Source organism: Sulfitobacter profundi, assembly GCF_042661425.1.
Lineage (GTDB): Bacteria > Pseudomonadota > Alphaproteobacteria > Rhodobacterales > Rhodobacteraceae > Sulfitobacter > Sulfitobacter profundi.
The window spans coordinates 3092647-3116922 of sequence record NZ_JBHSWA010000001.1; the positions used below are offsets into that span (position 1 = coordinate 3092647).

The following is a 24276-nucleotide window of genomic DNA, read 5'->3' on the forward strand; positions in this document are numbered from 1 at the left end:
GGCGATGGAGGACGCGGCAACAGCAGGGCCACGAATGGCCCCCATCTGTCTGCTCTGAGCATCTGCGCGCGTCATCGCGGTTCTTCTCCGATGCGAGGGCCTTTGCGCCTCTCCCATCCATTAATTAGCTGTGCTTCGGTTGGGCTAACCCTCGCGAATATCAGCGGTTCTTCGGCCGTTTCCGGCCCAATCGGTCTGCTGGCCCCCGGTGTCGGGCTGGCACGGCAGCGAAACTGTCAAAAGTCACCATACGCCAGTCGGGCGTTACAGGACTTATCCGGCTAGTTAAGGGCTTTAAGGGGTGAAACACAATGGTCAATCGAATGAGCAACAGTCAAATGCGGTTTATCTCGGGTCGGTTGACAAGGCGCATGGGCTTGGAAACATTCAGACTGTCGCCGCAAGGATCGCTGGGCGGCACCATAGAATTGCTTTGCCGCCCCCGCGGCCCAGAGTTTCAAAGGACCGCTTCATGCAAATATTCCTGCGCCCCGCGCTTTGTCTGACCCTTTTGGGCCTTGCCGCCTGTGATGAGATCGCCGTGGCCGACAATCCGGCGGCGCTGGCCGAGTTGCGCGGGCAGAAAAGCTGTGTGGCCGCGGTGACCCAGCAAACCGGCGCGACGGGTGTCGCCGTCAATACAACACGCCCTGTGGTGGAGCTTTACCGCCATATCGTTGACGTACCCGGCGGCGCGAGTTGGTCCTGCATCACCGATCCGAATGGCAAAGCGGTCGAGATTGCAGAGCAGCGCAGCGGTTAAACCGCGCTGCTTAAGGGAGGTGGTCAGAGGTAATCTGACCGCTGCAACCCGTATTTCGCCATCTTCTCGTTCAGCGTCCGGCGCGGCAGGCAAAGCTCGTCCATCACGCTGGCGATAGAGCCCTTGTGACGGCGCATGGTGTTGTCGATCAACATGCGCTCGAATGCCTCGACATATTCCTTGAGCGGTTTGCCTTCGGTGGTCATCACCGGCTGCATCTCGTCATGGTCGCTCATCAAGAGGGAGGCGATGGTGCCCGAGCCGCGGCGCGATTGCAGCACGGCGCGTTCGGCCACGTTAATGAGTTGGCGCACGTTGCCGGGCCATGGCGCTTGCAACAACTGTGCCGCCTCTTGTGCACTGACCTGAGGCGCCTCGCAGCCGTATTCATCCGCGAACTGATCGCTGAGCCGGGTGAAGAGCGTCAGGATATCCTCACCACGCTGGCGCAGCGGCGGCACGGTGATGCGGAGCGCTGCCAAACGATAAAACAGGTCCGATCGCAGCGCGTCTTCCGAGGTGCGCCCGGCTTCTTGCAGGTTCGAGATGGCGACGATTCGTGTCTCTGCCGGGGTGCCTTGTTCGTTGATGGCGCTCAACAACCGCGCCTGCAGGCTTTCGGACAGGGCTTCGATGTCTTCCAACACCAATGTCCCGCCGCGCGCTTCTTCGATGGCGGGCAGTTGCGCGTCTTCGGGCTGCATCGGGCCGAACAGCCGCTTGGCGAGCGCGTCTTCCTCCAGAGCACCACAGGAGACGAGGACAAATTTCTTGCCCGCGCGGCTGCCGACCGCGTGCAGCGCATGGGCCACGAGGGTCTTACCGGTCCCGGTTTCTCCGTCGATCAGCACATGCCCATCGGCCTGCCCCAGATCGAGGATATCTTCGCGCAGGCGTTCCATGACGGGCGATTGGCCGATGAGCTTTTTCATCAGCTGGCCGCCGTCCGACAGCTCACGCCGCAGGGCGCGGTTGTCCATCACCAGACGCCGCGCATTGGTGGCCTTTTTGGCCAGTTCGCTCATCCGGTCGGGGTTGAAGGGCTTTTCAAGAAAGTCGAAAGCGCCGACGCGCATCGCTTCGACCGCCATCGGCACGTCACCATGACCGGTGATCATGATGACCGGCAAAGCCGAGTCGCTGCCCATCAGCTTTTTCAGGAATTGCATTCCGTCCATGCCCGGCATTTTGATGTCGGAGATGACGATGCCCGGATAATCCGGCCCCAAAGTCTTTAGCGCGTCTTCGGCGCTGCCGAAGGTTTCCGTGTCATACCCCGAAAGGGCCAGCCACTGGCTGATCGACTGCCGCATGTCCTGTTCGTCGTCTACAATCGCGATTTTCATTGCCTGAGCCATGCGTTCACTCCGCCGCTTCTATCTTCGTTTCATCTGCCAATATAGGCAGTTGCATCTCAAATACAGCGCCACCGTTTTGTCCGTTGCGCGCCATAAGCCGTCCCCCAAGGTCGTTGACGATCCCCGATGAAATGGCAAGACCCAGCCCAACACCATCGCCGGGCTGTTTGGTCGTGTAGAAAGGTTCGAACAGCGCGTCCAAGTCCTCAATCCCCGGGCCATTGTCGCGCACGGTTAATGTCGCCGTCTCCCCCGCTGATAGTATAATGTCCACCTGAGGGTTTCGTTCCGATTTTGTTGCGTCTAATGCGTTTCTTAACAGGTTTACCATAACTTGTTCGATCCGCATACGGTCTCCCATCACCATGACGGGATTATCGGGCAGGATGCGGCTGATCTGAACCTGTCGCTGGCGCAACTGCGGCTCCATCATCGACAGGGAAGACGCCAGCGCCGCGCCCATATCAACCGGAGAGAAGGCCTCCTGCCCCTTGCGGGCATAGGATTTAAGCTGCCGGGTGATCGCGCCCATTCGTTCGATCAGGTCGTCGATGCGCCCAAAGGACGACAGCGCCTCATCCTGCCGGTTGCGGTTCAGCAAAAGCCGCGCGCCCGCTAGATAGGTTTTCATCGCCGCAAGCGGTTGGTTCAACTCATGGCTGACGGCGGCAGACATTTCACCCAATGCGGCAAGTTTTGATGACTGTTCTAGGGTTTGCTCGGCCACGGCGAGGGTCTGTTGCACCCTCTTTCGCTCCGCAATCTCACGCTGGAGTGCGAGGTTCAGCGCCCTGAGCTTGGCCGATTCCCGTTGAAAAATCGCCAAACGTCCCGCTGTGCGGCGGCTCAGGAAATAGAACGCCAGCGCCAAGAGAATCGCAAAACCCATCACCTCTAACGCCAACACGCCGTTCACTTTTTCCCTAACCGAGGCATAGGTGGTGTAGCTGCTCATCCGCCAGCCGCGGAACGGAATGCGGTTTTCCAGCCGCATCACCGCCTCGCCCTGCAGATAGGCATCGGGCGGCAGCGCGGTCCAATCGGTGGTGGCTTGAATGGCGCGTTCAATGGCGCTTTGGGGCGTGTGGTTGGCCAGCGCTTCGGGTTCTGTCAGCCCGCGCCAACGCGACTCGGTGGCGAGGATAATCTCGCCCGTGCTGTCCATCACGATGACCGCGTCCGAGATCCCGGCCCAAGCCCGTTCAAACTTTTGCAGATCAACCTCAACGGCGATCACCCCAAGTGTGGTCCCGCCAGACTGCATGCGCCGCGAATAGAGGAAGCGATAGCCGCCCTGCTCACGCTCAATGGTCGAAAAGATCGTCGCATTTGAGCGGATGGCATCAACGAAATAGGGCTCGGATTTATGGGCGGAGCCGAGGCGGTTACGGTCTGTCGCCGCCACGGTACGCCCGTCGATGTCATATAGCATCAAGGATGCCGCGCCGATTTCCTCAACGAAAGAGATAAGCCGCTGTGTCGACAGCGAATAATCCGCCGATTGCAGCGCGCCGATCAACGTGGGGTCGCGCGCCAAAAGCTGCGGCACAATGGCGTTTTGCCGTAATTCAGCCAGCAGGTTGCCGCTGTAAAGCGCGATGCGCAGTTCTGCGCGGTTGCGGGTGCTTTCGGTAAAACGGTCGGTCAGCAGCTTGTTGGTGATCGAGATCGTCACCACGGCGAGGATCATCAGCGACGCAATCGCGAACCGCACCCGCCAGGATACGGCCATGCTATTGCCTTCGGAACCGGATGCATCACTCATCGCGGCAATCTACGCGCTACGCTGGCCGCACTCAAGTCAGGCGGTTTGCAAAGCACCGGTCAATGCGCGGAAGAGCGCCGCCCCGTCGATGTTGCCATGGGCCGCTTCGGCTGCCCGCTCGGGGTGCGGCATCATGCCCAACACGCGGCGGTTTTCCGAAAGAATGCCCGCGATATCATCGCGCGCGCCATTCGGGTTCTCGGCATAGCTGAACGCCACACGATCTTCGCCGCGCAATTTCGCGATGGTCTCATCATCGGCAAAATAGTTGCCGTCATGGTGAGCGATTGGAATGTTGACGACCTGACCGGCGTCGTAGCCAGAGGTATAATCGCTCGCCGTGGTCTCAACCTTGAGGCCGACAGTCTTGCAGATGTACTTCAGCCCCGCATTGCGCAGCAGCGCGCCGGGCAGCAGGCCGGTTTCGGTCAGCACCTGAAAACCGTTGCAAATGCCCAGCACATAGCCGCCGCGCTGCGCATGAGCCGCCACAGAGCGGCAGATCGGCGAATTCGCGGCAATGGCCCCGCAGCGCAGGTAATCCCCATAGGAGAACCCGCCGGGAATGCCTACGATATCAACGCCTTGCGGCAGTTCGCTGTCCTTGTGCCAGACCATGGAAACCTTGGCGCCCGCGGCTTTGAAAGCCACGGCAAGGTCGCGGTCGCAATTGGACCCGGGGAAGACAACTACCGCTGCGTGCATCAGGCCAGCTCCACCGAATAGGATCGATCACCGTATTGGCCAAGAGCTTTTCGCACATGGCGGTCACATCGGCCTCGGTCGTGCCCTCGGCGAGGTCAAGCTCGATCACCTTGCCCTGACGCACACCGTTCACCCCGTCAAAGCCCAAGGCTCCGAGCGCGTGGCGGACAGCTTCGCCCTGAGGGTCGAGCACCCCGTTCTTCAGCATCACATGCACCCGTGCTTTCATGGCGCGACACCCCTTTGTAACATCTGCAAATTGAACGGCGAAGCCGCGTTAGTTGATCAACGTCGGCTTGGAGACCGGCGCATTGTTCTTGGGCATGACGCCGAGACGTTTGGCCACTTCGGTATAGGCATCGGTGAGCGAGCCCAGATCCCGGCGGAACACATCTTTGTCGAGCTTCTGGCCCGTCTCGATGTCCCACAGGCGGCAGCTGTCGGGGCTGATCTCATCGGCGACGATCAGACGCTGGAAGTCACCATCGTAAACGCGGCCAATCTCAATCTTGAAGTCCACCAGCTTGATGCCGACGGCCATCATGACGCCCGACATAAAGTCGTTGACCCGCAGCGCGAGGCTCAGAATATCGTCCATGTCTTGCTGGGTTGCCCAGCCAAAGGCGGCGATATGCTCTTCGGTGACCAGCGGATCACCAAGCGCGTCGTCTTTGTAGCAATACTCGACAATCGGGCGCGGCAGCTGTGTGCCCTCTTCGATGCCAAGACGCTTGGACATGGAGCCCGCCGCATAGTTCCGCACGATCACTTCCAGCGGAATGATCTCAACCTGCCGCACGAGCTGTTCGCGCATGTTCAGGCGTTTGATAAAATGCGTCGGCACGCCGATGTTGTTCAGCCCGGTCATAAAGAACTCGGACAGGCGGTTGTTCAACACGCCCTTGCCCTCGATCGTGGCTTTCTTCTCGGCGTTAAAGGCCGTCGCATCGTCTTTGAAATATTGCACGATGGTGCCGGGCTCAGGACCTTCATAGAGGATCTTTGCCTTGCCTTCGTAGATCTTGTTGCGCCGGGCCATGGGCATCCTTTCCAACAGGGGGCCGGGAACATCCCTGCCGCTTGCGCTTCTCTTAGTGCAACCACCCCGCTGCTGCAAGCATGGCCCGTCACCTTTGACGCGCCACTTGTGGGAACGCGGGGGCGACCGCATATGAATAGGGTAACACCAGCAATCGGAGACCCGCTATGAGCAAGTTCGACGACCGTGCAAATGCCTTTGAAAGCAAGTTCGCCCATGATGCAGACATGCAATTCCGCGCCGAAGCGCGCCGCAACAAACTTCTGGGCCTCTGGGCTGCTGAACTTTTAGGCAAATCGGGCAGCGACGCCGACGACTATGCCAAAGAGGTGGTGAAATCCGACTTTGAAGAGGCGGGCGACGAGGATGTCTACCGCAAAGTCTCGGGCGATCTGGGCGGCCGCGCCGATGAGGCGACGATCCGCGCCAAGATGCAGGCGCTAATGGTCGAAGCCAAAGCGCAACTGCTGAGCGAGACCAGCTGACGCATTCCACCCCGGCCACGCGCCGGGGTGACCCGCCCTGCCTGCCCTCATAATGAAGATGAATATTATGAGATTGCCCCCATGAAGGCATCATGACATCAGGCGAAATTCCCAGACCCTACAGGAGCCCCCATGAGCAACGCATTCACCGATCTTTTGGCTGAAAAGGGCACATTGCTCGCGGATGGGGCCACGGGCACCAATCTGTTCAACATGGGGCTGATGTCGGGCGACGCGCCTGAGATGTGGAACACCGATGAGCCGAAGAAGATCATCAAGCTTTACCGTTTCGCGGTGGATTCGGGCAGTGATCTGTTCCTGACCAACTCTTTTGGGGCCAATGCCTCGCGGCTCAAGCTGCACGGCGCCGAAAAGCGGGTGCATGAATTAAGCCGCGTCTCTGCCGAACTGGCACGCGAAGTGGCCGATACCGCCGAGCGCAAAGTCATCGTCGCAGGCTCTGTCGGCCCCACGGGTGAGATCATGGAGCCGGTCGGCACCCTGACCCACTCCCTCGCCGTTGAGATGTTCCATGAGACTGCCGACGGCCTCAAAGCTGGTGGTGCCGATATTGGCTGGCTGGAAACGATCAGCGCCCCCGAAGAATACCGCGCCGCTGCCGAAGGCTTTGCGCTGGCGGGGCTGCCATGGTGCGGCACGATGAGCTTTGACACCGCGGGACGTACGATGATGGGCCTGACCTCCGAAGGGATGGTCGATATGGTGCACGGGCTGGACAACACACCGCTGGCATATGGTGCCAACTGCGGCACGGGCGCGTCTGACCTGCTGCGCACGGTACTCGGTTTCGCCGCCAAGAATGGCACGCTGCCGATCATCTCCAAGGGCAACGCGGGCATCCCGAAATACGTCGAAGGCCACATCCATTACGACGGCACGCCCGAGTTGATGGCGCGCTATGCGACCATGGCGCGTGACGCGGGGGCCAGCGTCATCGGCGGTTGCTGCGGCACCCTGCCCGAGCATCTGGTCGCGATGCGCGAAGCGCTCGATAGCACGGAAAAAGGTCCCGCCCCGACGTTGGAGCAAATCCGCGAAGAGATCGGTGATTTCTCGTCCGAAAGCGACGGCACCGACGGGCAAGGTCCAGTGCGCGCGCCGCGCCGTGGCCGCCGCCGGAGCTAAGCTTCAAAACAAGCTCAATTGATCGCCCTTTTCGGAGGGCGGTCGAAACAGATCGCAGCGCAGCGGCACGCCCGCGCGGGTCAGCCCCAGACGTTTGACTGCCAGATCAAACCGCTGCGCCACCATCTGCGCATAGGGCCCCTCGCCCCGCATGCGTTTGTGCCAGCCCGCATCGTATTCCTTGCCCCCATGCATATCGCGCAGCCGCGCCATGATCCGCTCGGCCCGGTCGGGGTAATGGGTGGCGAGCCACTCTTGCACCAGCGGCGACACCTCACGCGGTAGGCGCAGCATGATCCAACCGGCGTGCCGCGCCCCGGCGTCACGTCCGGCGGCAAGGATCGCCTCCAACTCCGGGTCGGTCAGCGCCGGAACCATTGGGGACGCCATGATCCGCACCGGGATGCCAGCCTCCGACAGCTTTCGGATCACCTGCAGCCGCCGCTGCGGTGCGGGCGCGCGCGGTTCCATCAAACGGCTGAGCTTTGCGTCCAGCGTAGTCACCGAAATGCCAACCGCCGCCAATCCGCGCTCGGCCATATCGCCCAGAATGTCGATGTCGCGTTCGATCAGGCTGCCCTTAGTGACAATTGCCACCGGGTGATTGAATTCAGACAGCACCTCAAGACACTCCCGCATGATGCCATGGGTCTTTTCGATGGGCTGGTACGGATCGGTGTTAGTGCCGATGGCGATGGGCGCGACCTCATAGCGTTTCGCGCGCAGCTCTCGCGCCAAGACCTGCGGCGCTTCGGGGCGGGCGATCAACTGCGTTTCAAAATCCAACCCCGGCGACAGTCCAAGATAGGCGTGGCTGGGCCGTGCGAAACAGTAAACACAGCCATGTTCGCAACCGCGGTAAGGGTTGATCGACCGATCAAAGGGCAGATCCGGCGAGCGGTTGTAGGTAATTACCCGGCGCGGCACCTCGATGCTGGTGTTGGTACGCAGCACCGGAAGCACCTCTTCCCGTGCCCAGCCATCGTCCTCCGCCACGCGGGCGTGACGCTCAAACCGGCCTGCGTCATTGCTGCCTGCCGCGCGGCCAAGCACGCGGAATCGCTGGTCTTCCCTATCCATGAAAGAAGGTTAGAACATTGTGCGAACATCAGCAAGTAAACTTGCGCAAACCCTTGTCCTTACACCGCAAAAAGCAGTAGTTTGCTCCCAAGGCGTCGCGCATGGCGCGGCCGATGTCGCAAACCGCGACCCCGGCGCTAACATTCCGTGAGACAAGGGCCCAAGTGTCATGCACCTGCACGCCCAGCAGAAGGAAACACCATGTCAGAAGAAGACGATATCATCCTGGCCGAGTTGGACGACGAAGAACTGGTCCAGCAGATGTTCGATGACCTCTATGACGGTCTCAAGGAAGAGATCGAAGAAGGGGTGCAAATCCTGCTCGACCGCGGTTGGGAACCCTATGAGGTTCTGACCAAAGCGCTGGTCGGCGGCATGACCATCGTGGGCGCGGATTTCCGCGACGGTATCCTCTTTGTGCCCGAAGTGCTGCTGGCCGCTAATGCGATGAAGGGCGGCATGGCCATCCTCAAACCGCTCCTGGCCGAAACCGGCGCGCCCCGGGTGGGCAAAATGGTGATTGGCACGGTCAAAGGCGACATCCACGACATCGGCAAAAACCTCGTTGGCATGATGATGGAAGGCGCGGGTTTCGAAGTTGTCGATCTGGGCATCAACAACGCGGTCGAAGCCTATCTAGAAGCGCTTGAGACGGAACAGGCCGACATCCTCGGCATGTCCGCCCTGCTGACCACGACCATGCCCTATATGAAAGTCGTGATCGACACGCTGATCGAACAGGGCAAGCGCGACGACTATATCGTGCTGGTCGGTGGCGCGCCGCTGAACGAAGAGTTCGGCAAGGCCATCGGGGCCGACGCCTATTGCCGCGATGCCGCCGTAGCAGTGGAAACGGCCAAAGACTGGATGGGTCGGAAACATAACTCCGCCAACGCCTAGGCTGCTGGCACCGCTCCACTTGGCTTTGGCATCGGTGACATGCGATGGTGACGCCATGAGCGACAGCAATCTGCCAGATGATCGGACCCTCACCCAAGAGGGGCTCGCGCCCACCCGCGCGGGCCGCATTCTGCTGATCTCCTGTGGCGCGCTGGCCCGTGAGATACTGGATTTGAAGGCCGCGAACGGCTGGACCCATCTTGACCTGACCTGCCTGCCCGCGAAATATCACCTCTACCCGGAAAAGATCACCCAAGCGGTGCGCGACACGGTCGCCAAACACCGCGCGGACTATGACGATTTCTTTGTCGTCTACGCCGATTGCGGAACGGGCGGCGGGCTGGAGCGGGCCTGCGAAGAGATGGGCGTGCAGATGGTCGCAGGGCCACATTGCTACAGCTTTTTTCAGGGCAACGAGAGTTTCGCCAAAACCTCGGAAGATGAGATCACCACCTTCTACCTCACCGATTTTCTGGTGCGGCAGTTTGAGGCTTTCATCATCAAGCCAATGGGACTCGACCGGCACCCAGAGCTGCGCGACATGTATTTCGGCAATTACGAGAAACTGGTCTATCAGGCGCAGACGGACGACCCGGCGCTGACCGAAAAGGCGCAAGGCTGCGCCGCGCGGCTCGGCCTTTCGTTCGAGCGGCGCTTCACGGGCTACGGGGATTTGCAGACCGCTTTGCGCGACCTTTAACCGTCAGGCTTCCTGAGCGGCCGTCTCGCGCACGCGCTCAATCATCGCGCGCAACCCGTTGGAGCGTTGCGCCGAGAGGTGGTCATTCAATCCCAGCCGCGCAAGTTCCGCTTTGGCATCGACAGCGCCCACTTCGGCAGGCGTCAAACCGTTGTAAAGATTGCGCAAAACCGCGATCAGCCCCGAGACGATCATCGCGTCGCTCGCGCCGTCAAAATGCAGCTTGCCGCCGTCAAACTGTGCATGGAGCCAGACCTGAGAGGCGCAGCCGTCGACCTTGGTCGCCGGCACGCGCAGCGGCTCGGGCAGCGGGTCCATCGCTTTACCAAGGTCGATCACATGGCGGTAGCGGTCTTCCCAATCGTCCAGAAACTCGAAATCCTCGACCAGTTCTTCAAAGGCAGGCGTGGCCATCTGTGCACTCTCTTTGGGTGAATTCCATTGCCTGACAGGTAGGATGCCGATGCGCAAAGGTCCACCCCTTCCCAAGGGTGGCGTGATGGGGTAGCACAAGACAAGTTAATTTAACGGCGGATCCCATGCGCAAGACACTCCTCGCTCTTTTGGCCTCGACCCTTTTGGTATCCGCCTGTGGCACGGTCCGTGACAGCCGCATCAACCCGCTGAATTGGTTCGGCCCCGCGCGTTCGGCACCGTCCGCGCCGGAAGAGAGCAACAACCCGTTGATTCCACAGCGCAGCGGGCTGTTCGCCCGGCGCGCGGTTGAGGTCGACACTTATGAGGGGCGCCCTTTCGAGCAGATCACCGACCTGACGATCGAGCCGGTCCCGGGCGGTGCGATTCTACGCGCCACGGGCCTTGCCGCGCGGCAGGGCATTTATGCGGTGCAGCTAACTCCTGCGACGATTGATGAGACGCCTGTCGACGGTGTTCTGACTTACCGTTTGGAAGGGGTACGCCCCGACAAGGCGACCCCGCAAGGCAGCCGCCCCACCCGTGAGGTCATCGCGGGCCGTCGTCTGACAGATCAAATGCTGGCCGGGGTGCGCGAGATTCGCGTCGAAGGGCAGATGAATGCGCTGGTCTCTCGCCGCTAAGCGGCCAAGCCACGCACCATAAGAAAGAGCCGCCCCAATCGGGCGGCTCTTTTCAGTTCAGACTTTGACTGCTTTCACATCCGTCCCATCGGCGGCCAAAGCAATCTTGCCCTCGCAGAGCAGCAGCGCATCGGCGCCAAAGACCTCATGCCGCCAGCCGCGCAGGGCCGGCACGTCGCGCTCTCCCGCCGACAACATATCCAGATCACTGGCCGAGGCGATCAACTTGGCCGCGACGCCTGCGCTTTCGGTCTTGGCCTTGAGCAAAACCCGCAGCAGATCGGCCAGCGCCGGGTTCACCTGCAGCTTGTCGCGCTTGCGGTCGGGTTGCGGCATGTCGGCGGCTTTGCAGGCCACGCCTGCGGCCACGGCTTTCAAAATGCCCTCGGCGATTTCCCCTTTGCGGGCCTCGCGCAGCAGCAGACGGGCGCGGTTCAGCTCCTCGCCGTTAGAGGGTTTGAGGCTTGCCAATTCGACCAGCGCGTCATCCTTGAACACGCGATTGCGCGGGATATTGCGGGTGCGGGCGTAATCCTCACGAAAGGCGGCCAATTCGCGGACGATCGCCAGAAACTTCGGCGAATTGGTCCGGGTCTTGACCCGCTTCCACGCATCCTGCGGCTGGGTCACATAGGTATCGGGGCTGAGCAGCGTCTCAAGCTCCTCGGCCACCCAACGGGCGCGGCCGGTCTGTTCAAGCTTGCGCGCCAGAAACTCGTAAATCTGCCGCAGGTGGGTCACATCGGCCAGCGCATAGGTCTTCTGTGCGTCGGTCAACGGACGGCGGGACCAATCGGTAAAGCGCGAGGTCTTGTCCAGCGACTCATGCGCGATCTTGCGCACCAAGGTCTCATAGCCCACCTGTTCGCCAAAGCCGCAGACCATCGCGGCCACCTGCGTGTCGAACAGCGGTTCGGGAAAGACCTTGGCGTCGACGTAGAAGATCTCAAGATCCTGCCGTGCCGCGTGGAACACTTTGACCACCGATGTGTCGCGGAACAGATCGTAAAGCGGCTCAAGCGAGATGCCGTCGGCCAAGGGATCGACCAGCACGGCGTTGCTGTCGTCGGTGCCGGGCATGGCAAGTTGGACGAGGCAGAGCTTGGAATAATAGGTCCGCTCACGCAGGAATTCCGTGTCGACGGTCACGTAATCATGGCGCGCAGCTTCTTCACAGAATTGCGCGAGGTCGGCGGTCGTGGTGATGGTTTTCATAAATGCTCTTTGACAAGTTGCACGCCCGGTCATCGGGCTTTGCTCAAGAGGTACATCACGCGGAAAGCTTTGACCAGCGTCAGCCCGTGAGCATGACCGGCTGGCGTTCCCCGGCGGCGAAACGGCGCAGCACGGCGGGGTAAAGGCGGTGTTCTTGCACCAGCACCCGCTGGGCCAAGGTCTCTGCCGTGTCGCCCGACAGAACCGGAATGCGCGCTTGGCCAAGGATCGGACCATCATCCAAAGCGGCAGTGACTTCATGCACGGTGCAGCCATGTTCGGTATCGCCCGCCTCAAGCGCGCGTGCATGGGTGTGCAGCCCGCGGTATTTCGGCAGCAGCGACGGGTGGATATTGATCATCCGCCCGGCCCAAGCATCGGTGAAGCCTTCGGTCAGTTTGCGCATAAAGCCGGCAAGGCAAATAATGTCCGGCGCATGGGCCTCAAGTGCGGCGCTCAAAGCCGCCTCAAACGCGGGGCGGTCTTTGCCGTAGGGGCGGTGATCGACCACTTCGGTCGCGATCCCCTGCGCCTGCGCCCAAGCGATCCCGCCCGCGTCCGGGTTGTTGGACAGCACCAAACAGGGGCGGCCTGCATGGTCGCCGGTCATATCCTCGACCAGCGCCCGCATGTTAGAGCCGCCGCCCGAGACGAAAATCGCAACCCGCTTGGTCAAAGCAGCGCGCCGGAATAGGTGACGCCATTGCCGGTGGTGATACGCCCGATTTCGATGGCAGCGTGGCCATCCTCGGCAAAAGCGGCCTTGGCCGCGTCGACCTTATCGGCAGAGACGACGGCAACCATGCCAATGCCAGCGTTGAAAGTCTTGAGCATCTCGGCCTCGGCCATGCCCCCTCGGCGGCCAGCCATTTGAAGACCGGCGGCAGGTCCCATGCGTTCAGGTCAATCTCAGCCGCCAGCCCCACGGGCAACACACGCGGCAGGTTTTCAGTGAGGCCACCGCCCGTGATATGCGCCAGCGCCGACACGGCATCGGCGCGCAGGGCCGCAACGGCGCCCTTGACGTAAAGCTTGGTCGGTGTGAGCAGCGCACTGCCCAGATCACCTTCGCCCCATGGGCAATCGTCGCCCCAGCCCAGACCGCTGCGCTCAACGATTTTGCGCACGAGGCTATAGCCGTTGGAATGCACCCCGTCGCTGGGCAGGCCCAAGAGCACGTCGCCCTCTTTCACATCGCGCGGCAGCTCGGTTCCGCGCTCCATCGCGCCGACGGAAAAACCGGCGAGGTCGAAATCGCCCGCGTGATACATGCCCGGCATTTCAGCGGTCTCGCCCCCGATCAGGGCACAGCCGGAATCGGCGCAGCCTTTGGCGATGCCTTCAATGATCCGTGCGGCACTGTCGAGTTCCAGCTTGCCGGTCGCGAAATAGTCGAGGAAGAAAAGCGGCTCGGCGCCTTGGCAGACCAGATCGTTGACGCACATGGCAACCAGATCAATGCCGATGCTGTCGACGTTGCCGGTATCTATCGCGATGCGCAGCTTGGTGCCTACGCCATCCGTCGCCGCAACCAGCACTGGATCGGTGAAACCTGCGCCTTTCAGGTCAAACAGCGCGCCAAAGCCGCCAAGGCCAGACATAACGCCGGGCCGCGCGGTGGATTTCGCCGCTGGCTTGATCCGCTCTACAAGCGCGTTGCCTGCGTCAATATCCACGCCTGCTTCGGCATAGGTGATTCCGTTGTCGGATTTCGTCATGGTCATGGCCCCCGGCGCGCATTTTCCCTTGCGCGCGGAGTTAGAGTATTGTGCGGGTCACTGCAATCATTTGGTGCAGCTAATGTCTTGACGCTCGGGCTGCGGCGTCATACCCAAACGCCCATGGCGGGCCTGTAGCTCAATTGGTTAGAGCAGAGCGCTCATAACGCTTTGGTTGCGGGTTCAAGTCCTGCCGGGCCTACCATTCCGCCCCCGCTTTTCGCCCAAACCTCAGCGTTTGGCGCTGACATGCCAGTTCACCTGCATCTCAACGACCGTCTCACCCGCCTCATTCTGGATGTCGACCGCCACGTCAAAGGCGACTTTTCCGTCTTCTTGCAACGCGGTCAGCAGCTCGGCCCCGGGGCGCGAGGTTTCGGCATGGGCGGTCAGCGTACCCTCGGCGATCTTTTTAAAGGTGATTTGCCCCATGGCCGCGACGGGGCGCATGTCCATAATCACCGGCGCAATCGCCCCGGCCATGGCAGCACCCGAGGCGGCTTCGCCCAGCGTGAACATCGCCCCTGCGTGCTGCGTGCCGATGTGGTTAGAGGTCTCATGCCGCTGCACCAGTTCGGCGCTGGCGGTGCCGTCGCCGATCTTGAGCAGTTTCACCCCGACATGGGCGGCAAAAGGCACGGCGGTGTCGAGATGGGCTTTGATCATGTCGTAGGGGGTCATGGCTGCGCTCCGTTCTAAGGTCGGCTCACTGTGGCAAAGCCGCGCGCGCGGCACAATCCTGCCGCCGGGTCACCGCGCGATGACAATATCTGCACGCAGCCCACCAAGCCGCGCCGATTCCCCAGCCGCAGCACCCCGCCATGGGCGCGCGCAATGTCGGAGGCGATGGCAAGGCCCAGCCCAACGCCGCCGCCCTTGTCTTGATTGCGCGCAGGATCAAGCCGCGAGAACGGCCGCGTTGCCTCGTCGCGCCGCTCTTCCGGGATGCCGGGGCCGTCGTCTTCGACACGGATACGCAGGGTGCGGTCGCTCAGCATGACCGAGACTTCGGCCTGCGAGCCATAGCGCACGGCGTTGGAGATCAGGTTATCCACCGCCCGGCGCATTGCCACCTTGCGCAGTTTCACGATCCCCTCGCCCGCACCTTCAGGCGGCAACAGCGTGACCTTGCGCCCGGTGCGCTGCGCGTCTTCGACAATGGCGCTGATGAAACGGTGCGGCGCCACTTCCTCGGGATCGCCCTCGGCGGCGCCTTTGGCAAAGTTGAGAAACTCATCCAGCATCCGCTGCATGTCATCCACATCGGCCAGCAACGGGGTGGCATCCTCTTCATCGATCATCGACAGGCCAAGGCGCATACGGGTCAGCGGTGTGCGCAGATCGTGGCTTACCCCCGAGAGCATCATGGTCCGCTGCTCAATCTGCCGCTCAATCCGGGCGCGCATGTCAACGAAGGCATTGCCCGCCGCGCGGACTTCGACCGCGCCGGTGGGGGTATAGGGTTCATGCCGCCCCCGGCCAAAAGCCTCGGCCGCGCGGGCCAAGCGTTTGATAGGGCGCAGCTGGTTGCGCAGATATATGGAGGCGATGAGGCTCAAGAGCACCCCGAAGAACACCGTATAGACAAAAAGCTGGTGCGGGTTCGAGGCCGAGATCCGCCGCCGTTCAAACTGGATGCGCAGCGGGCCATGCACGCTATCGACGTAGAGCACGACAAAATCATCATCGCTGAGGTCAAATGTCTTGATCCCCTCCATGCGGCTTCTCATCCGTGGGATGAGCACCCGGCCCGAATAGTCATACCACAACAAGCTGTCTTGAACTGGCAGCGGACGATTGGCCCGGGTCACCACGAAATCAAGCGGCCCCGCCCGCGCCTCTACCGCCATGGGCACCGATTGGGCATCGGGTGCCGTGCCGACCGCCAGCATGACCAGTTCCAACTCGCGCAGGACCGTGTCGGTCATTTGACCGGTGACGCCTTCGAAATGTCGCTGGGCAAAGATCACCACAACGACCAACTGCAAAAACACCACCGGTAACAGCAAGATCAGCGCGGCGCGTCCGTAGATGCCGCGCGGCACATATCGTTTGAGCCAGGCAAAATTCATGGCTAGACCTTAGCCAGCCCCTGCCCCAGCGAAAGGTGAAACCATGCTGCCGCCCGACAACTTCGACCCCGAGATTGGCCTTGCCGAAACCTTGGAGCCCGGGCTGCGCCGTATCGTGGCGCCCAACCCCTCGCCGATGACCTATCGCGGCACAAATACCTATCTTCTGGGCCAGTCCGAGGTTGCCGTGATCGACCCCGGCCCCGACAGCCCCGCGCATCTTGACGCGATCCTCGCCGCGCTCCAGCCGGGCCAGCGGATCAGCCATATCATTGTGACCCATACGCATCTCGACCATTCCCCCTCGCGCGTCCCTTGGCCGCGCGGACCGGGGCCGAGGTCTGGGCTTTTGGCAACGCCACGGCGGGCCGGTCCCCAGTAATGCAGGGATTGGCCGAGGCGGGGCTGATGGGCGGTGGTGAAGGTGTGGATCACGAATTTATCCCCGATCATACCTTGGCCGACGGTGACGTACTGGAGGGGGAAAGCTGGGCGCTGGAGGTGCTGCACACGCCGGGCCATATCGGCAATCACCTCTGCCTCGCTTGGGGGGATGCCTGTCTCACGGCGGATCACATCATGGGCTGGGCCACCTCGCTGGTCTCGCCGCCCGATGGGGATCTGACCGATTTCATGACCTCTTGCGAAAAGCTGGCTGCCCGACAGTGGCGTGTGTTCTACCCCGGCCACGGCGCGCCGGTCCTCGATCCCAACACGCGGCTCGACTGGTTGGTGGCGCACCGCCGCGCGCGGGAGGCGTCGATCCTTGAGGCGCTGAACGCCGGGCCTGCCACGGCTGAGGACCTCGCCCGCGTGATCTATACCGAGACCCCCGCCGCGCTTTTGGGGGCTGCCACGCGAAACGTGCTGGCGCATTTGGTCGATTTGACAGGCCGGGGCCGCGTTGCCCCGCGGGGCGTCTTGCACGCAGAGGCGCATTTCGCCCTCACCTCATAGGGGAAAACCGCGGATTCCGTCGCAAAATCGCAACAAATGCCTCAATCTGGGCGCAATTAGGCCCCTTTATGGACCTGAACCGCGCCCAAGCTGGTTGCGAGGGTGAGAGACATCAAACCCCAGCGAGCAGCAAAGGAGCTACCCGATGGCCCGACTTGACAGAACGCCGCAACCGCAAAAACCGAAGCCCGAGCAGACGCCCAAGGGCACCTCGGCCCAGCCACCGCAGCGTCCCACACCGTTGATTACCGATTACGCCAGCCTTTGAGCAGGCCCCGCGACGCGCCGGATGGGGCCGGTGCTTTGGGGAACTTTGCAGCCTGACCGCGCGTTTGCAGCCTAGAGCAACACGCAAGGACAGATATGGAACCCCACGCCCCCTCTCACGAAGCCGACCTCGCCCGTCTGCGCCGTCTGGCGGTCAGCATGGACAGCGCCTTCAAAGTGCCGATTGTCGGTGTGCGCATGGGATGGGATTCGATTTTGGGTTTCGTGCCCGTGGTGGGCGATACGCTCGCCCTGCTCCCTTCGGCCTATATTCTGAAAGAATCACACCGGATGGGCGCGCCAAAGGGGATGCTGGCGAAGATGTTGGTGAACACCGGGATCGATTACGTTATCGGTTCGGTCCCGCTGGTGGGTGACCTTTTTGACATCGGTTGGAAGTCGAAACTGCGCAACGTCGATCTGCTGGAACGTCACCTGAAGGACCAAGCCGCCAAAGCGCCGCCCACGGGAAACGTCGAAGGGCGCATGTCTTCGCATCACCCCACGCTCAATAACTGATCCCTAAACGCAAGAGGGCCGCCCGAAGGCGACCCTTTCAATCGTTTTCCGAAGAATGGTGGCTTAGCCGACCAGTTCCAGACCGGAGAAGAAGTAGGCGATCTCAACCGCTGCGGTTTCCGGTGCGTCGGAACCGTGCACGGAGTTTTCGCCAACGCTTTCAGCGAATTCTGCGCGGATGGTGCCTTCGGCGGCGTCCGCAGGGTTGGTGGCGCCCATGACTTCGCGGTTTTTCGCGATGGCGTTTTCACCTTCGAGAACCTGAGCAACGATCGGCGCGGAGGCCATGAACTCGCACAGTTCGTCGTAGAAGGGACGCTCGGCGTGCACCTTGTAGAACTCGCCCGCCTGCGCCTTTGTCAGGTGGATGCGCTTTTGTGCGACAACGCGCAGGCCAGCGTCTTCGAATTTCTTGACGATGGCGCCGGTCAGGTTGCGGCGGGTTGCGTCGGGCTTGATGATCGAGAAAGTGCGTTCGAGGGCCATTGGCTGTACTCCATAGCGGGTGTTGATTTGCGCGCTCCCTAGCATGGGGTCTAACACATGAAAAGCCGTGATTGACCTTCGGCCCGGCTTGCTCCAAACGGCGTGCATGTTACGCATTTCAGAAATCAACTACTCCGTCGAAGGCCGCCCTCTGTTTGAGGAAGCCTCCGCCGTGATCCCCGAGGGCCACAAGGTGGGCATCGTCGGGCGCAATGGCGCGGGCAAGACCACGCTGTTCAAGATCATCCGTGGCGAGCTGTCGCTCGACAGTGGCGACATCTCTCTGCCGTCCCGCGCCAAGATCGGCGGCGTGGCGCAGGAAGTGCCCTCATCCGAGACCTCGTTGATCGACACGGTGCTGGCTGCCGATGTGGAGCGTGCCCGGCTGATGCTAGAGGCCGAAACCGCCGAAGACCCGACCCGCATCGCCGACATCCAGACCCGTCTGGCCGATATCGACGCTTGGTCCGCCGAAGGCCGCGCCGCGTCGATCCTCAAAGGTCTGGGCTTTGACGACGAAGAACAACAGATGCCCTGCTCTGCCTTTTCCGGCGGTTGGCGGATGCGCGTGGCGCTGGCCGCCGTACTTTTTGCCCAGCCTGACCTGCTGCTGCTCGACGAGCCGACCAACTACCTCGACCTTGAAGGTGCGCTGTGGCTGGAAAGCTATCTGGCAAAGTACCCGCATACGGTGCTGATCATCAGCCACGACCGCGGTCTGTTGAACCGCGCCGTGGGCGGTATCTTGCACCTCGAAGACCGCAAGCTGACGTATTATCAGGGTCCCTATGACCAATTCGCCCGCCAGCGCGCCGAGAAACGCGCGTTGCAGGCGGCGATGGCCAAGAAACAACAGGCCCGCCGCGATCACATGCAAAGCTTCGTGGATCGCTTCAAGGCCAAAGCCTCCAAGGCGAAACAGGCGCAATCGCGTCTGAAGATGATCGAGAAGATGGATATGATCACCGCGCCCGAGGATGTGGCGCGCAAGGTCTTCACCTTCCCTGAGCCCGAGGAACTCTCGCCGCCGATTATCAATATCGAGAACGGCTCGGTCGGCTATAGCGACGACAACCCGGTGCTGACCCGTCTGAACCTGCGCATCGACCAAGACGACCGTATCGCGCTCTTGGGCAAGAACGGTCAGGGCAAATCAACGCTGGCCAAGCTTTTGTCGGACCGTTTGCCGCTGATGGCCGGGCGGCAGGTCAACTCCTCCAAGCTGCGGGTGGGCTTCTTTGCCCAGCACCAAGTGGATGAGCTGATCGTCGAAGAGACGCCGCTGCAACATATGATCGCCGCCCGCCCTGGTGTGATGCAATCGAAACTGCGCGCGCAATTGGCGGGCTTTGGTCTTGGCCCGGAACAGGCCGAGACCGAGGTGGGGCGACTGTCAGGCGGGCAGAAGGCGCGGCTTTCGCTGCTGCTGGCCACGCTGCACGCCCCGCATCTGCTGATCCTCGATGAGCCGACCAACCACCTCGACATCGAAAGCCGCGAGGCGCTGGTCGAGGCGCTGACGCGCTACTCGGGTGCGGTGATCCTTGTCAGCCACGACATGCACCTATTGTCGCTGGTGGCCGACCGGCTTTGGCTTGTATCGAACGGCACGGTCAAACCCTATGAGGAAGACCTCGAAGCCTATCGCAAGATGCTGCTGACACCCGAAAAGCCTGTCAGCAAGAACCCATCGAAACAGCCCAAAGAAGCCCCCAAACCCAAACGCGCCAGCCGCGATGAGGTGCTGGCCCTGCGCAGCGAAGTCCGCAAGGCCGAAGCACGCATGGAAAAAATCAACGAGATGCGCGACAAGCTGGCCAAGAAACTGGCCGATCCGGCGCTCTACGAAGATGCCAAGACCGGCGAGCTTGAGGTCTGGAACAAGAAATACGCTGAAGTGATGGAAGCGCTGGAGCGTGCGGAGAGCCTCTGGGTCGGCGCGCAAGAAAAGCTGGAGAAAGCCACAGCCTGACCCAGCAAGGCCCAATTTATCACATCGCGGGGGTCGCCTAAGGGGCGGCCCTCGTGCATTCTGGCAAGAAGCCCCGCGCCAAGGAAGACCTATGACCCTCGACACCGCCTATATGATCACCGCCCTCGTCACGATGTTCGTGGTGATCGACCCCATCGCCATCGCGCCGGTCTTCCTTGCCTTGACCCGTGGGATGAGCAATGCACAACGCCGCCTGATCGCATGGCGCGCGGTGGGTGTGGCGGGCTTGGTGCTGTTGATCTTTGCCGCCTTTGGCGAGGCGGTGCTGGGCTTTATCGGCATCTCGATGCCCGCCTTCCGTGTGGCGGGCGGCATTCTTTTGTTCATCACCGCGCTCGACATGCTGTTCGACCGCCGCACCAAACGCCGCGAAGACCGCGCGGATGAGGATGACCACGACGATCCGTCGGTTTTCCCTATGGCCATTCCGCTGATCGCTGGCCCCGGCTCCATCGCCTCGGTGATCCTGCTGACGGGTGAAAAACCGGGCGGCGAAGGGCTGCTGACCATCATCGTGATCACCGCGCTGACGCTGGTGGTCATGGCGTTGACGATGCAGGTCAGCGGCGCGCTAGAGCGGGCGATGGGCAAGACCGGCATCAACATCATCACCCGTCTGCTGGGCATGTTGCTGGCGGCCCTCTCGGTTCAATTCGTGCTCGACGGGCTGGCGGCCTTTGGTTTTGGCCCCGGCCCGACGCCCGGCTGACATTTGCCCGGCCCCTTCCTATATGAGGTGTAAGGGGGCGCATTCATGGCCGAAATCGATACAGCACATCTGATCTACCTCATCGTTTTGCTGGCGATGCTGGCGGGCTGGTTCTTTTTGCAAAGCCGGCCCAATATGAACAAGACGCTGCAACAGGCGGCGGTCTGGGGGCTGATCTTTACCGGCGCGGCGGCCGGGGTCGGCCTGTGGCAAGACATCACCCGCGACACCGCCCGCCAACAGCTCTCCGTCAACCAAGAGGGTGAGATCGTCCTGCCGCGCGGGCGCGATGGGCATTACTACCTGACGGCCCAGATCAACGGTGCTTCGGTGCGTTTCGTCGTCGACACCGGCGCGTCTGATATCGTCTTGACCAAATCCGACGCCGCGCGGATTGGCATTGACCCCGAGGGGCTTGATTACCTTGGCCGCGCGGGCACCGCCAATGGCGAGACGCGCACCGCTTTCGTGCGGCTGGACGAGGTCGTGGTGGGCGAGGCGGTTGACCGCAATGTTCCCGCGGTGGTGAATGACGGGGTCATGTCCCAATCGCTTTTGGGGATGGGATACCTGCAACGCTGGGGCCGGATCGAGATCAGCGGCGGTGAGCTGCGCTTGAGCCGGTGATTTGGGGCAGAACCTTGCCCGAAATGCGAAAAGAAGAATCAAACTCGCCGCAAAATGACGCCGCATTCGCCGTGAATTGAACAGGTTTCCGCCCTTTTGGGCAGATACCTGTAAGGCACAACTGTACCCAATTTTGGAGAACGTGCTGCTATGCTGACGAATATTATGGGTGGGTCAACCACCTACCAACAAAGCAACAAACCCGCCAAGGCGGAAAAGGCTGAAAAGCCTGAGAAAACCAAGAACGAAGCCCCGCAGGCAGAAGCAAAACCCGCCAGCGAAGGGCAGACCACGCAAAACAGCGCGGCAGCCCAAGAGGCGTCCAAACCTCAGTCCGTGCAAGCCCCGGCCAAGACCGAAGCGGTGCAAGCCGTAGCACAGGCAAAGCCGACCGAGACGGCCCCAAAAACCACGACAGCGGATAACGAAGCCTTTGCCCGTGCGGCCGCACAGCGCAGCGTCGACAGCCAGCGCACCCGCGCCTTGCTGGATACGATCGCACCGGTGAACAACAGCGCGGTCGAAGCTGCCAAATCCTACGTCAGCAAGGTCGAACCGGATGCGCCAGAGGCCACCGCAAGCAAAGCCACGGCTGCCGCGAAACCCGCCCTCGACAAAGCGGCCTGACCAGCAGTCAGGGGCGGCGGCCTTGCGGCCCTGCCCCTGCTCCGCTGGCCTTTAGGTCTCGGCCTTCTTTTCCCAGCGACCACTTTCCTCAGACCAATATTGCGCCGACGCGCCTTCGGATTTCAGCCGCTTCCACAGGCCGCGTGCTTGATCCAGCGCCACGGGGTCATGCCCGTCGAACAATACGCAGACCCGTTGCAGCGACGCGATCTCTTCGGCGGTGACATCGGCACCATGCACCGCCATCAAACAGTCCGCGCGATTGGGCGTGCCATCCTCCAAGGTCAGCAACACCGGTTGCTCTGCATCCTGCGGCCCGCCCGCCATGCCATGGGGCAGAAAACTGTCGTCCGAATAGGTCCAAAGCGCCCGGTCAAGCGCTTGCAGCCCCGCATGATCGGTCCCGCGCAGGGCCACGCGCCACCCGTTGGCGAGCGACTTTTCCAGCAGCATCGTCAGCGTCTCGACCAGAGGTCGCTGGGTCAGGTGGTAGAAGTAAGCCGCCCCCATATCCGGCTCAGCCCTTCTCGAAACGGTCGGCGACCAGTCGGTTCAGCGCCGCCACGCCCCAGCCTGTCGCGCCCGCGGGGGCCAATGTGCTCTCGGACTTCAGCGAGGCGACCCCAGCGATGTCGAGGTGAATCCAAGGTGTCTCATCCTTGACGAAGCGCTTAAGGAATTGTGCCGCCGTGATCGACCCCGCCGGACGCCCGCCGATGTTTTTCATATCGGCGATCCGGCTTTTCAACTGATCGTCATAGCCTTGCCCCAGCGGCAGACGCCATGCGCCCTCGCCTTCACTCTCGGCGGCCTTCAGGAAATCGTTGCACAGCCCGTCGTCGTTCGAAAAGACGCCAGCGTTTTCATGACCCAGTCCGATAATGACCGCGCCCGTCAGCGTCGCCAGGTCGATCATCGCGGCAGGTTTGAAGCGGTCCTGTGCGTACCACATCACATCGCAGAGCACCAAACGCCCCTCGGCGTCGGTGTTGATGACCTCCACCGTGTCGCCTTTCATGGTTGTGATCACATCGCCCGGACGGGTCGCATTGCCCGAAGGCATATTCTCGACAATGCCCACCAGTCCGACAACATTCGCCTTGGCCTTGCGCAGCGCCAGCGTGCGCATCACGCCCGAAACAACGCCTGCGCCGCCCATGTCCATGGTCATGTCTTCCATGCCCGCGCCGGGTTTGAGGCTGATGCCGCCGGTGTCAAAGACAACGCCCTTACCAACCAGCGCCAGCGGGGCCGCATCATCTGTGCCGCCATCCCACCGCATCACGACGACTTTGGAAGGGCTGTCAGACCCCTGCCCCACAGACAAAAGCGTGCGCATACCAAGGCTTGCAAGCTCTTCCTCATCCAGCACTTCAACTTTAAGGCCCAAGCTCTCCATTTCCGCTAGACGTTCGGCAAAATTGGTTGTGGTCAGGATGTTGGCAGGCGCGTTGGTCAGATCGCGCGTCATGAAAGCGCCCTCGGCCACCGCCATCAACGGCGCTGCGGCCTCGCGGGCCTCCTCGGGTTTGGAGCACATCACCTCAACACTGCCTTTACGCGGCTTGGGCGCGGATTTGTGATCTTCGAACCCATAGTCCCGCATCGCCAAACCAAAGGCCACATCCGCCACCCGGCGGGTCGCGGCGGTAAGCAGCAAAAGATCACTGTCGCCCCGGCGCTTGGCCAGCGCGGCCCCGGCTTTGCGCGCGGTCATCACATCGGCCCGGCGCGGCATGTGGATCACATCCACCGCCTCTGCTGCCATGCCAGCGGGATAGCCCATGCTGAGCATGTCACCGGGTTTCAGCGCTGCGAAACGCTCACCTTCCATCAGCCGCTGCAAGGCGCCTTTGGTCAGCCGATTGACCCGCCGCGCGCCGGCATCGAGCCGCCCCTCAGGTTCAAGAAACACCGCGACCCGACCGGAATGCCCCGCGATACGGTCGATGTCGGTCTCGGCGAAAGTGATGGGGGTCAGATCGGTCATGGCGTGCCTCATGGTTGATTTTGCCCCAGACCTATCGCGACGCGCCGCGCATGGCCAGATAGCAGTTTTCCCGCCCCGCGAATTGCTTTAGGATCTG

24 protein-coding genes, 1 tRNA gene and 4 pseudogenes are annotated in these 24276 nt (G+C 61.8%); 14 read left to right on the forward strand and 15 right to left on the reverse strand.

All coding sequences use genetic code 11. The annotated features are described in order from the left end of the window. Positions 1 to 472: 472 nt before the first annotated feature. Positions 473 to 763: a hypothetical protein gene (locus tag ACFQAU_RS16050; protein WP_132443422.1), complete on the forward strand. Its 291-nt coding sequence runs from the start codon at positions 473 to 475 to the stop codon at positions 761 to 763. Positions 764 to 786: 23 nt separating this feature from the next. On the opposite strand, the gene ACFQAU_RS16055 is transcribed toward ACFQAU_RS16050, so the two are convergent. From ACFQAU_RS16055 to purC, 5 genes and pseudogenes are all read right to left on the reverse strand, one after another. After that, the gene (locus ACFQAU_RS16055) at positions 787 to 2121 is read right to left on the reverse strand and encodes a sigma-54-dependent transcriptional regulator (RefSeq protein ID WP_067624654.1); all 1335 of its coding nucleotides are present in this window, start codon (positions 2119 to 2121) and stop codon (positions 787 to 789) included. Between the two features lie 4 nt (positions 2122 to 2125). Continuing rightward, the gene (locus ACFQAU_RS16060) at positions 2126 to 3853 is read right to left on the reverse strand and encodes a sensor histidine kinase (RefSeq protein ID WP_201721952.1); all 1728 of its coding nucleotides are present in this window, start codon (positions 3851 to 3853) and stop codon (positions 2126 to 2128) included. 69 nt (positions 3854 to 3922) lie between these two features. Continuing rightward, positions 3923 to 4591, reverse strand: coding sequence for a phosphoribosylformylglycinamidine synthase subunit PurQ (gene purQ, locus ACFQAU_RS16065; protein WP_132443424.1), 669 nt, complete (start codon positions 4589 to 4591; stop codon positions 3923 to 3925). After that, positions 4591 to 4820 (reverse strand): annotated as a pseudogene (purS, locus tag ACFQAU_RS16070) (phosphoribosylformylglycinamidine synthase subunit PurS). The gene purQ and the pseudogene purS overlap by 1 nt, the downstream one beginning before the upstream one ends. A gap of 48 nt (positions 4821 to 4868) precedes the next feature. Continuing rightward, complete coding sequence (purC, locus tag ACFQAU_RS16075) at positions 4869 to 5630, reverse strand: phosphoribosylaminoimidazolesuccinocarboxamide synthase (RefSeq protein ID WP_067629081.1); 762 nt, start codon at positions 5628 to 5630, stop codon at positions 4869 to 4871. Positions 5631 to 5797: 167 nt separating this feature from the next. On the opposite strand from purC, the gene ACFQAU_RS16080 reads away from it, so the two are divergent. Together ACFQAU_RS16080 and bmt are read left to right on the forward strand one after the other, a co-directional pair. Further along, positions 5798 to 6115 carry a DUF1476 domain-containing protein gene (locus ACFQAU_RS16080; protein WP_132443425.1) on the forward strand — a complete coding sequence of 106 codons (318 nt, stop codon included), beginning with the start codon at positions 5798 to 5800 and terminating at the stop codon, positions 6113 to 6115. 132 nt (positions 6116 to 6247) lie between these two features. Further along, positions 6248 to 7261, forward strand: coding sequence for a betaine--homocysteine S-methyltransferase (gene bmt / locus ACFQAU_RS16085; protein WP_132443426.1), 1014 nt, complete (start codon positions 6248 to 6250; stop codon positions 7259 to 7261). 3 nt (positions 7262 to 7264) lie between these two features. On the opposite strand, the gene ACFQAU_RS16090 is transcribed toward bmt, so the two are convergent. Continuing rightward, entirely contained in the window at positions 7265 to 8341 is a 1077-nt protein-coding gene (locus ACFQAU_RS16090) for a PA0069 family radical SAM protein (RefSeq protein WP_132443427.1), read from the reverse strand. A gap of 201 nt (positions 8342 to 8542) precedes the next feature. Here ACFQAU_RS16090 and ACFQAU_RS16095 point away from each other — a divergent pair, with 201 nt between their 5' ends. Further along, positions 8543 to 9241, forward strand: coding sequence for a corrinoid protein (locus tag ACFQAU_RS16095; protein WP_067629073.1), 699 nt, complete (start codon positions 8543 to 8545; stop codon positions 9239 to 9241). Between the two features lie 55 nt (positions 9242 to 9296). Beyond that, entirely contained in the window at positions 9297 to 9941 is a 645-nt protein-coding gene (locus ACFQAU_RS16100; protein WP_132443428.1) for a DUF1638 domain-containing protein, read from the forward strand. 3 nt (positions 9942 to 9944) lie between these two features. On the opposite strand, the gene ACFQAU_RS16105 is transcribed toward ACFQAU_RS16100, so the two are convergent. Further along, entirely contained in the window at positions 9945 to 10355 is a 411-nt protein-coding gene (locus ACFQAU_RS16105; RefSeq protein ID WP_120351037.1) for a SufE family protein, read from the reverse strand. A 125-nt stretch (positions 10356 to 10480) separates the two neighbouring features. Here ACFQAU_RS16105 and ACFQAU_RS16110 point away from each other — a divergent pair, with 125 nt between their 5' ends. Beyond that, entirely contained in the window at positions 10481 to 10999 is a 519-nt protein-coding gene (locus ACFQAU_RS16110; protein WP_120351036.1) for a hypothetical protein, read from the forward strand. 57 nt (positions 11000 to 11056) lie between these two features. Here ACFQAU_RS16110 and rnd read toward each other — a convergent pair whose 3' ends face one another. The 3 genes and pseudogenes from rnd to purM form a co-directional block, all read right to left on the reverse strand. Continuing rightward, a complete protein-coding gene (rnd, locus tag ACFQAU_RS16115; RefSeq protein ID WP_120351035.1) occupies positions 11057 to 12214 on the reverse strand; it encodes a ribonuclease D in 1158 nt (385 codons plus the stop codon). Positions 12215 to 12293: 79 nt separating this feature from the next. Next, positions 12294 to 12890, reverse strand: a complete 597-nt coding sequence (purN, locus tag ACFQAU_RS16120; RefSeq protein WP_132443429.1) for a phosphoribosylglycinamide formyltransferase — start codon at positions 12888 to 12890, stop codon at positions 12294 to 12296. Then, positions 12887 to 13932: pseudogene (gene purM, locus ACFQAU_RS16125) on the reverse strand (phosphoribosylformylglycinamidine cyclo-ligase). Before purM ends, purN begins: the two are co-directional and overlap by 4 nt. A 128-nt stretch (positions 13933 to 14060) precedes the next feature. On the opposite strand from purM, the gene ACFQAU_RS16130 reads away from it, so the two are divergent. Continuing rightward, positions 14061 to 14137 (forward strand) — tRNA-Ile (locus ACFQAU_RS16130). 26 nt (positions 14138 to 14163) lie between these two features. On the opposite strand, the gene ACFQAU_RS16135 is transcribed toward ACFQAU_RS16130, so the two are convergent. After that, positions 14164 to 14613, reverse strand: coding sequence for a DUF4442 domain-containing protein (locus tag ACFQAU_RS16135; RefSeq protein WP_067629061.1), 450 nt, complete (start codon positions 14611 to 14613; stop codon positions 14164 to 14166). Positions 14614 to 14682: 69 nt separating this feature from the next. Further along, positions 14683 to 16004 (reverse strand): annotated as a pseudogene (locus ACFQAU_RS16140) (ATP-binding protein). A gap of 43 nt (positions 16005 to 16047) precedes the next feature. Here ACFQAU_RS16140 and ACFQAU_RS16145 point away from each other — a divergent pair. The 3 genes and pseudogenes from ACFQAU_RS16145 to ACFQAU_RS16155 all read left to right on the forward strand — a co-directional run bounded on the left by ACFQAU_RS16145 (position 16048) and on the right by ACFQAU_RS16155 (position 17747). Then, a pseudogene (locus ACFQAU_RS16145) lies at positions 16048 to 16961 on the forward strand (MBL fold metallo-hydrolase). Positions 16962 to 17106: 145 nt separating this feature from the next. Beyond that, complete coding sequence (locus tag ACFQAU_RS16150; protein WP_259980958.1) at positions 17107 to 17229, forward strand: hypothetical protein; 123 nt, start codon at positions 17107 to 17109, stop codon at positions 17227 to 17229. 95 nt (positions 17230 to 17324) lie between these two features. Then, entirely contained in the window at positions 17325 to 17747 is a 423-nt protein-coding gene (locus ACFQAU_RS16155; RefSeq protein ID WP_120351031.1) for a DUF4112 domain-containing protein, read from the forward strand. Positions 17748 to 17810: 63 nt separating this feature from the next. Here the strand turns inward: ACFQAU_RS16155 and ndk are convergent, their stop codons facing one another. Beyond that, complete coding sequence (gene ndk / locus ACFQAU_RS16160) at positions 17811 to 18233, reverse strand: nucleoside-diphosphate kinase (RefSeq protein ID WP_067266630.1); 423 nt, start codon at positions 18231 to 18233, stop codon at positions 17811 to 17813. Positions 18234 to 18339: 106 nt separating this feature from the next. Here ndk and ACFQAU_RS16165 point away from each other — a divergent pair, with 106 nt between their 5' ends. From ACFQAU_RS16165 to ACFQAU_RS16180, 4 genes are all read left to right on the forward strand, one after another. Beyond that, a complete protein-coding gene (locus ACFQAU_RS16165; protein ID WP_067629091.1) occupies positions 18340 to 20205 on the forward strand; it encodes an ABC-F family ATP-binding cassette domain-containing protein in 1866 nt (621 codons plus the stop codon). A gap of 91 nt (positions 20206 to 20296) precedes the next feature. Beyond that, positions 20297 to 20935, forward strand: a complete 639-nt coding sequence (locus ACFQAU_RS16170) for a MarC family protein (RefSeq protein ID WP_067629053.1) — start codon at positions 20297 to 20299, stop codon at positions 20933 to 20935. A gap of 45 nt (positions 20936 to 20980) precedes the next feature. After that, a complete protein-coding gene (locus ACFQAU_RS16175; RefSeq protein ID WP_132443432.1) occupies positions 20981 to 21562 on the forward strand; it encodes a retropepsin-like aspartic protease family protein in 582 nt (193 codons plus the stop codon). A gap of 150 nt (positions 21563 to 21712) precedes the next feature. Beyond that, positions 21713 to 22189, forward strand: a complete 477-nt coding sequence (locus ACFQAU_RS16180) for a dihydrolipoyllysine-residue succinyltransferase component of 2-oxoglutarate dehydrogenase complex (protein ID WP_132443433.1) — start codon at positions 21713 to 21715, stop codon at positions 22187 to 22189. A gap of 51 nt (positions 22190 to 22240) precedes the next feature. Here the strand turns inward: ACFQAU_RS16180 and ACFQAU_RS16185 are convergent, their stop codons facing one another. Both ACFQAU_RS16185 and ACFQAU_RS16190 read right to left on the reverse strand, forming a co-directional pair. Next, complete coding sequence (locus tag ACFQAU_RS16185) at positions 22241 to 22699, reverse strand: DNA polymerase III subunit chi (protein WP_120351029.1); 459 nt, start codon at positions 22697 to 22699, stop codon at positions 22241 to 22243. A 7-nt stretch (positions 22700 to 22706) separates the two neighbouring features. Beyond that, positions 22707 to 24179, reverse strand: a complete 1473-nt coding sequence (locus ACFQAU_RS16190; protein WP_132443434.1) for a leucyl aminopeptidase — start codon at positions 24177 to 24179, stop codon at positions 22707 to 22709. Between the last annotated feature and the right edge of the window lie 97 nt (positions 24180 to 24276).

Bases quoted from the DNA above. Each gene is read 5' to 3' on its own strand.
- ACFQAU_RS16135 (WP_067629061.1), bottom strand. From the start codon at position 14,613: ATGACCCCCTACGACATGATCAAAGCCCATCTCGACACCGCCGTGCCT.
- ACFQAU_RS16080 (WP_132443425.1), top strand. From the start codon at position 5,798: ATGAGCAAGTTCGACGACCGTGCAAATGCCTTTGAAAGCAAGTTCGCC.
- ACFQAU_RS16185 (WP_120351029.1), bottom strand. From the start codon at position 22,699: ATGGGGGCGGCTTACTTCTACCACCTGACCCAGCGACCTCTGGTCGAG.
- ACFQAU_RS16060 (WP_201721952.1), bottom strand. From the start codon at position 3,853: ATGGCCGTATCCTGGCGGGTGCGGTTCGCGATTGCGTCGCTGATGATC.
- ACFQAU_RS16170 (WP_067629053.1), top strand. From the start codon at position 20,297: ATGACCCTCGACACCGCCTATATGATCACCGCCCTCGTCACGATGTTC.
- purQ (WP_132443424.1), bottom strand. From the start codon at position 4,591: ATGCACGCAGCGGTAGTTGTCTTCCCCGGGTCCAATTGCGACCGCGAC.
- ACFQAU_RS16150 (WP_259980958.1), top strand. From the start codon at position 17,107: ATGGCCCGACTTGACAGAACGCCGCAACCGCAAAAACCGAAGCCCGAG.
- ACFQAU_RS16165 (WP_067629091.1), top strand. From the start codon at position 18,340: ATGTTACGCATTTCAGAAATCAACTACTCCGTCGAAGGCCGCCCTCTG.
- rnd (WP_120351035.1), bottom strand. From the start codon at position 12,214: ATGAAAACCATCACCACGACCGCCGACCTCGCGCAATTCTGTGAAGAA.
- ACFQAU_RS16190 (WP_132443434.1), bottom strand. From the start codon at position 24,179: ATGACCGATCTGACCCCCATCACTTTCGCCGAGACCGACATCGACCGT.
- ACFQAU_RS16180 (WP_132443433.1), top strand. From the start codon at position 21,713: ATGCTGACGAATATTATGGGTGGGTCAACCACCTACCAACAAAGCAAC.
- ACFQAU_RS16090 (WP_132443427.1), bottom strand. From the start codon at position 8,341: ATGGATAGGGAAGACCAGCGATTCCGCGTGCTTGGCCGCGCGGCAGGC.
- ACFQAU_RS16095 (WP_067629073.1), top strand. From the start codon at position 8,543: ATGTCAGAAGAAGACGATATCATCCTGGCCGAGTTGGACGACGAAGAA.
- ACFQAU_RS16110 (WP_120351036.1), top strand. From the start codon at position 10,481: ATGCGCAAGACACTCCTCGCTCTTTTGGCCTCGACCCTTTTGGTATCC.
- ACFQAU_RS16100 (WP_132443428.1), top strand. From the start codon at position 9,297: ATGAGCGACAGCAATCTGCCAGATGATCGGACCCTCACCCAAGAGGGG.
- ACFQAU_RS16050 (WP_132443422.1), top strand. From the start codon at position 473: ATGCAAATATTCCTGCGCCCCGCGCTTTGTCTGACCCTTTTGGGCCTT.
- ACFQAU_RS16175 (WP_132443432.1), top strand. From the start codon at position 20,981: ATGGCCGAAATCGATACAGCACATCTGATCTACCTCATCGTTTTGCTG.
- ndk (WP_067266630.1), bottom strand. From the start codon at position 18,233: ATGGCCCTCGAACGCACTTTCTCGATCATCAAGCCCGACGCAACCCGC.
- ACFQAU_RS16155 (WP_120351031.1), top strand. From the start codon at position 17,325: ATGGAACCCCACGCCCCCTCTCACGAAGCCGACCTCGCCCGTCTGCGC.
- ACFQAU_RS16055 (WP_067624654.1), bottom strand. From the start codon at position 2,121: ATGGCTCAGGCAATGAAAATCGCGATTGTAGACGACGAACAGGACATG.
- purC (WP_067629081.1), bottom strand. From the start codon at position 5,630: ATGGCCCGGCGCAACAAGATCTACGAAGGCAAGGCAAAGATCCTCTAT.
- bmt (WP_132443426.1), top strand. From the start codon at position 6,248: ATGAGCAACGCATTCACCGATCTTTTGGCTGAAAAGGGCACATTGCTC.
- ACFQAU_RS16105 (WP_120351037.1), bottom strand. From the start codon at position 10,355: ATGGCCACGCCTGCCTTTGAAGAACTGGTCGAGGATTTCGAGTTTCTG.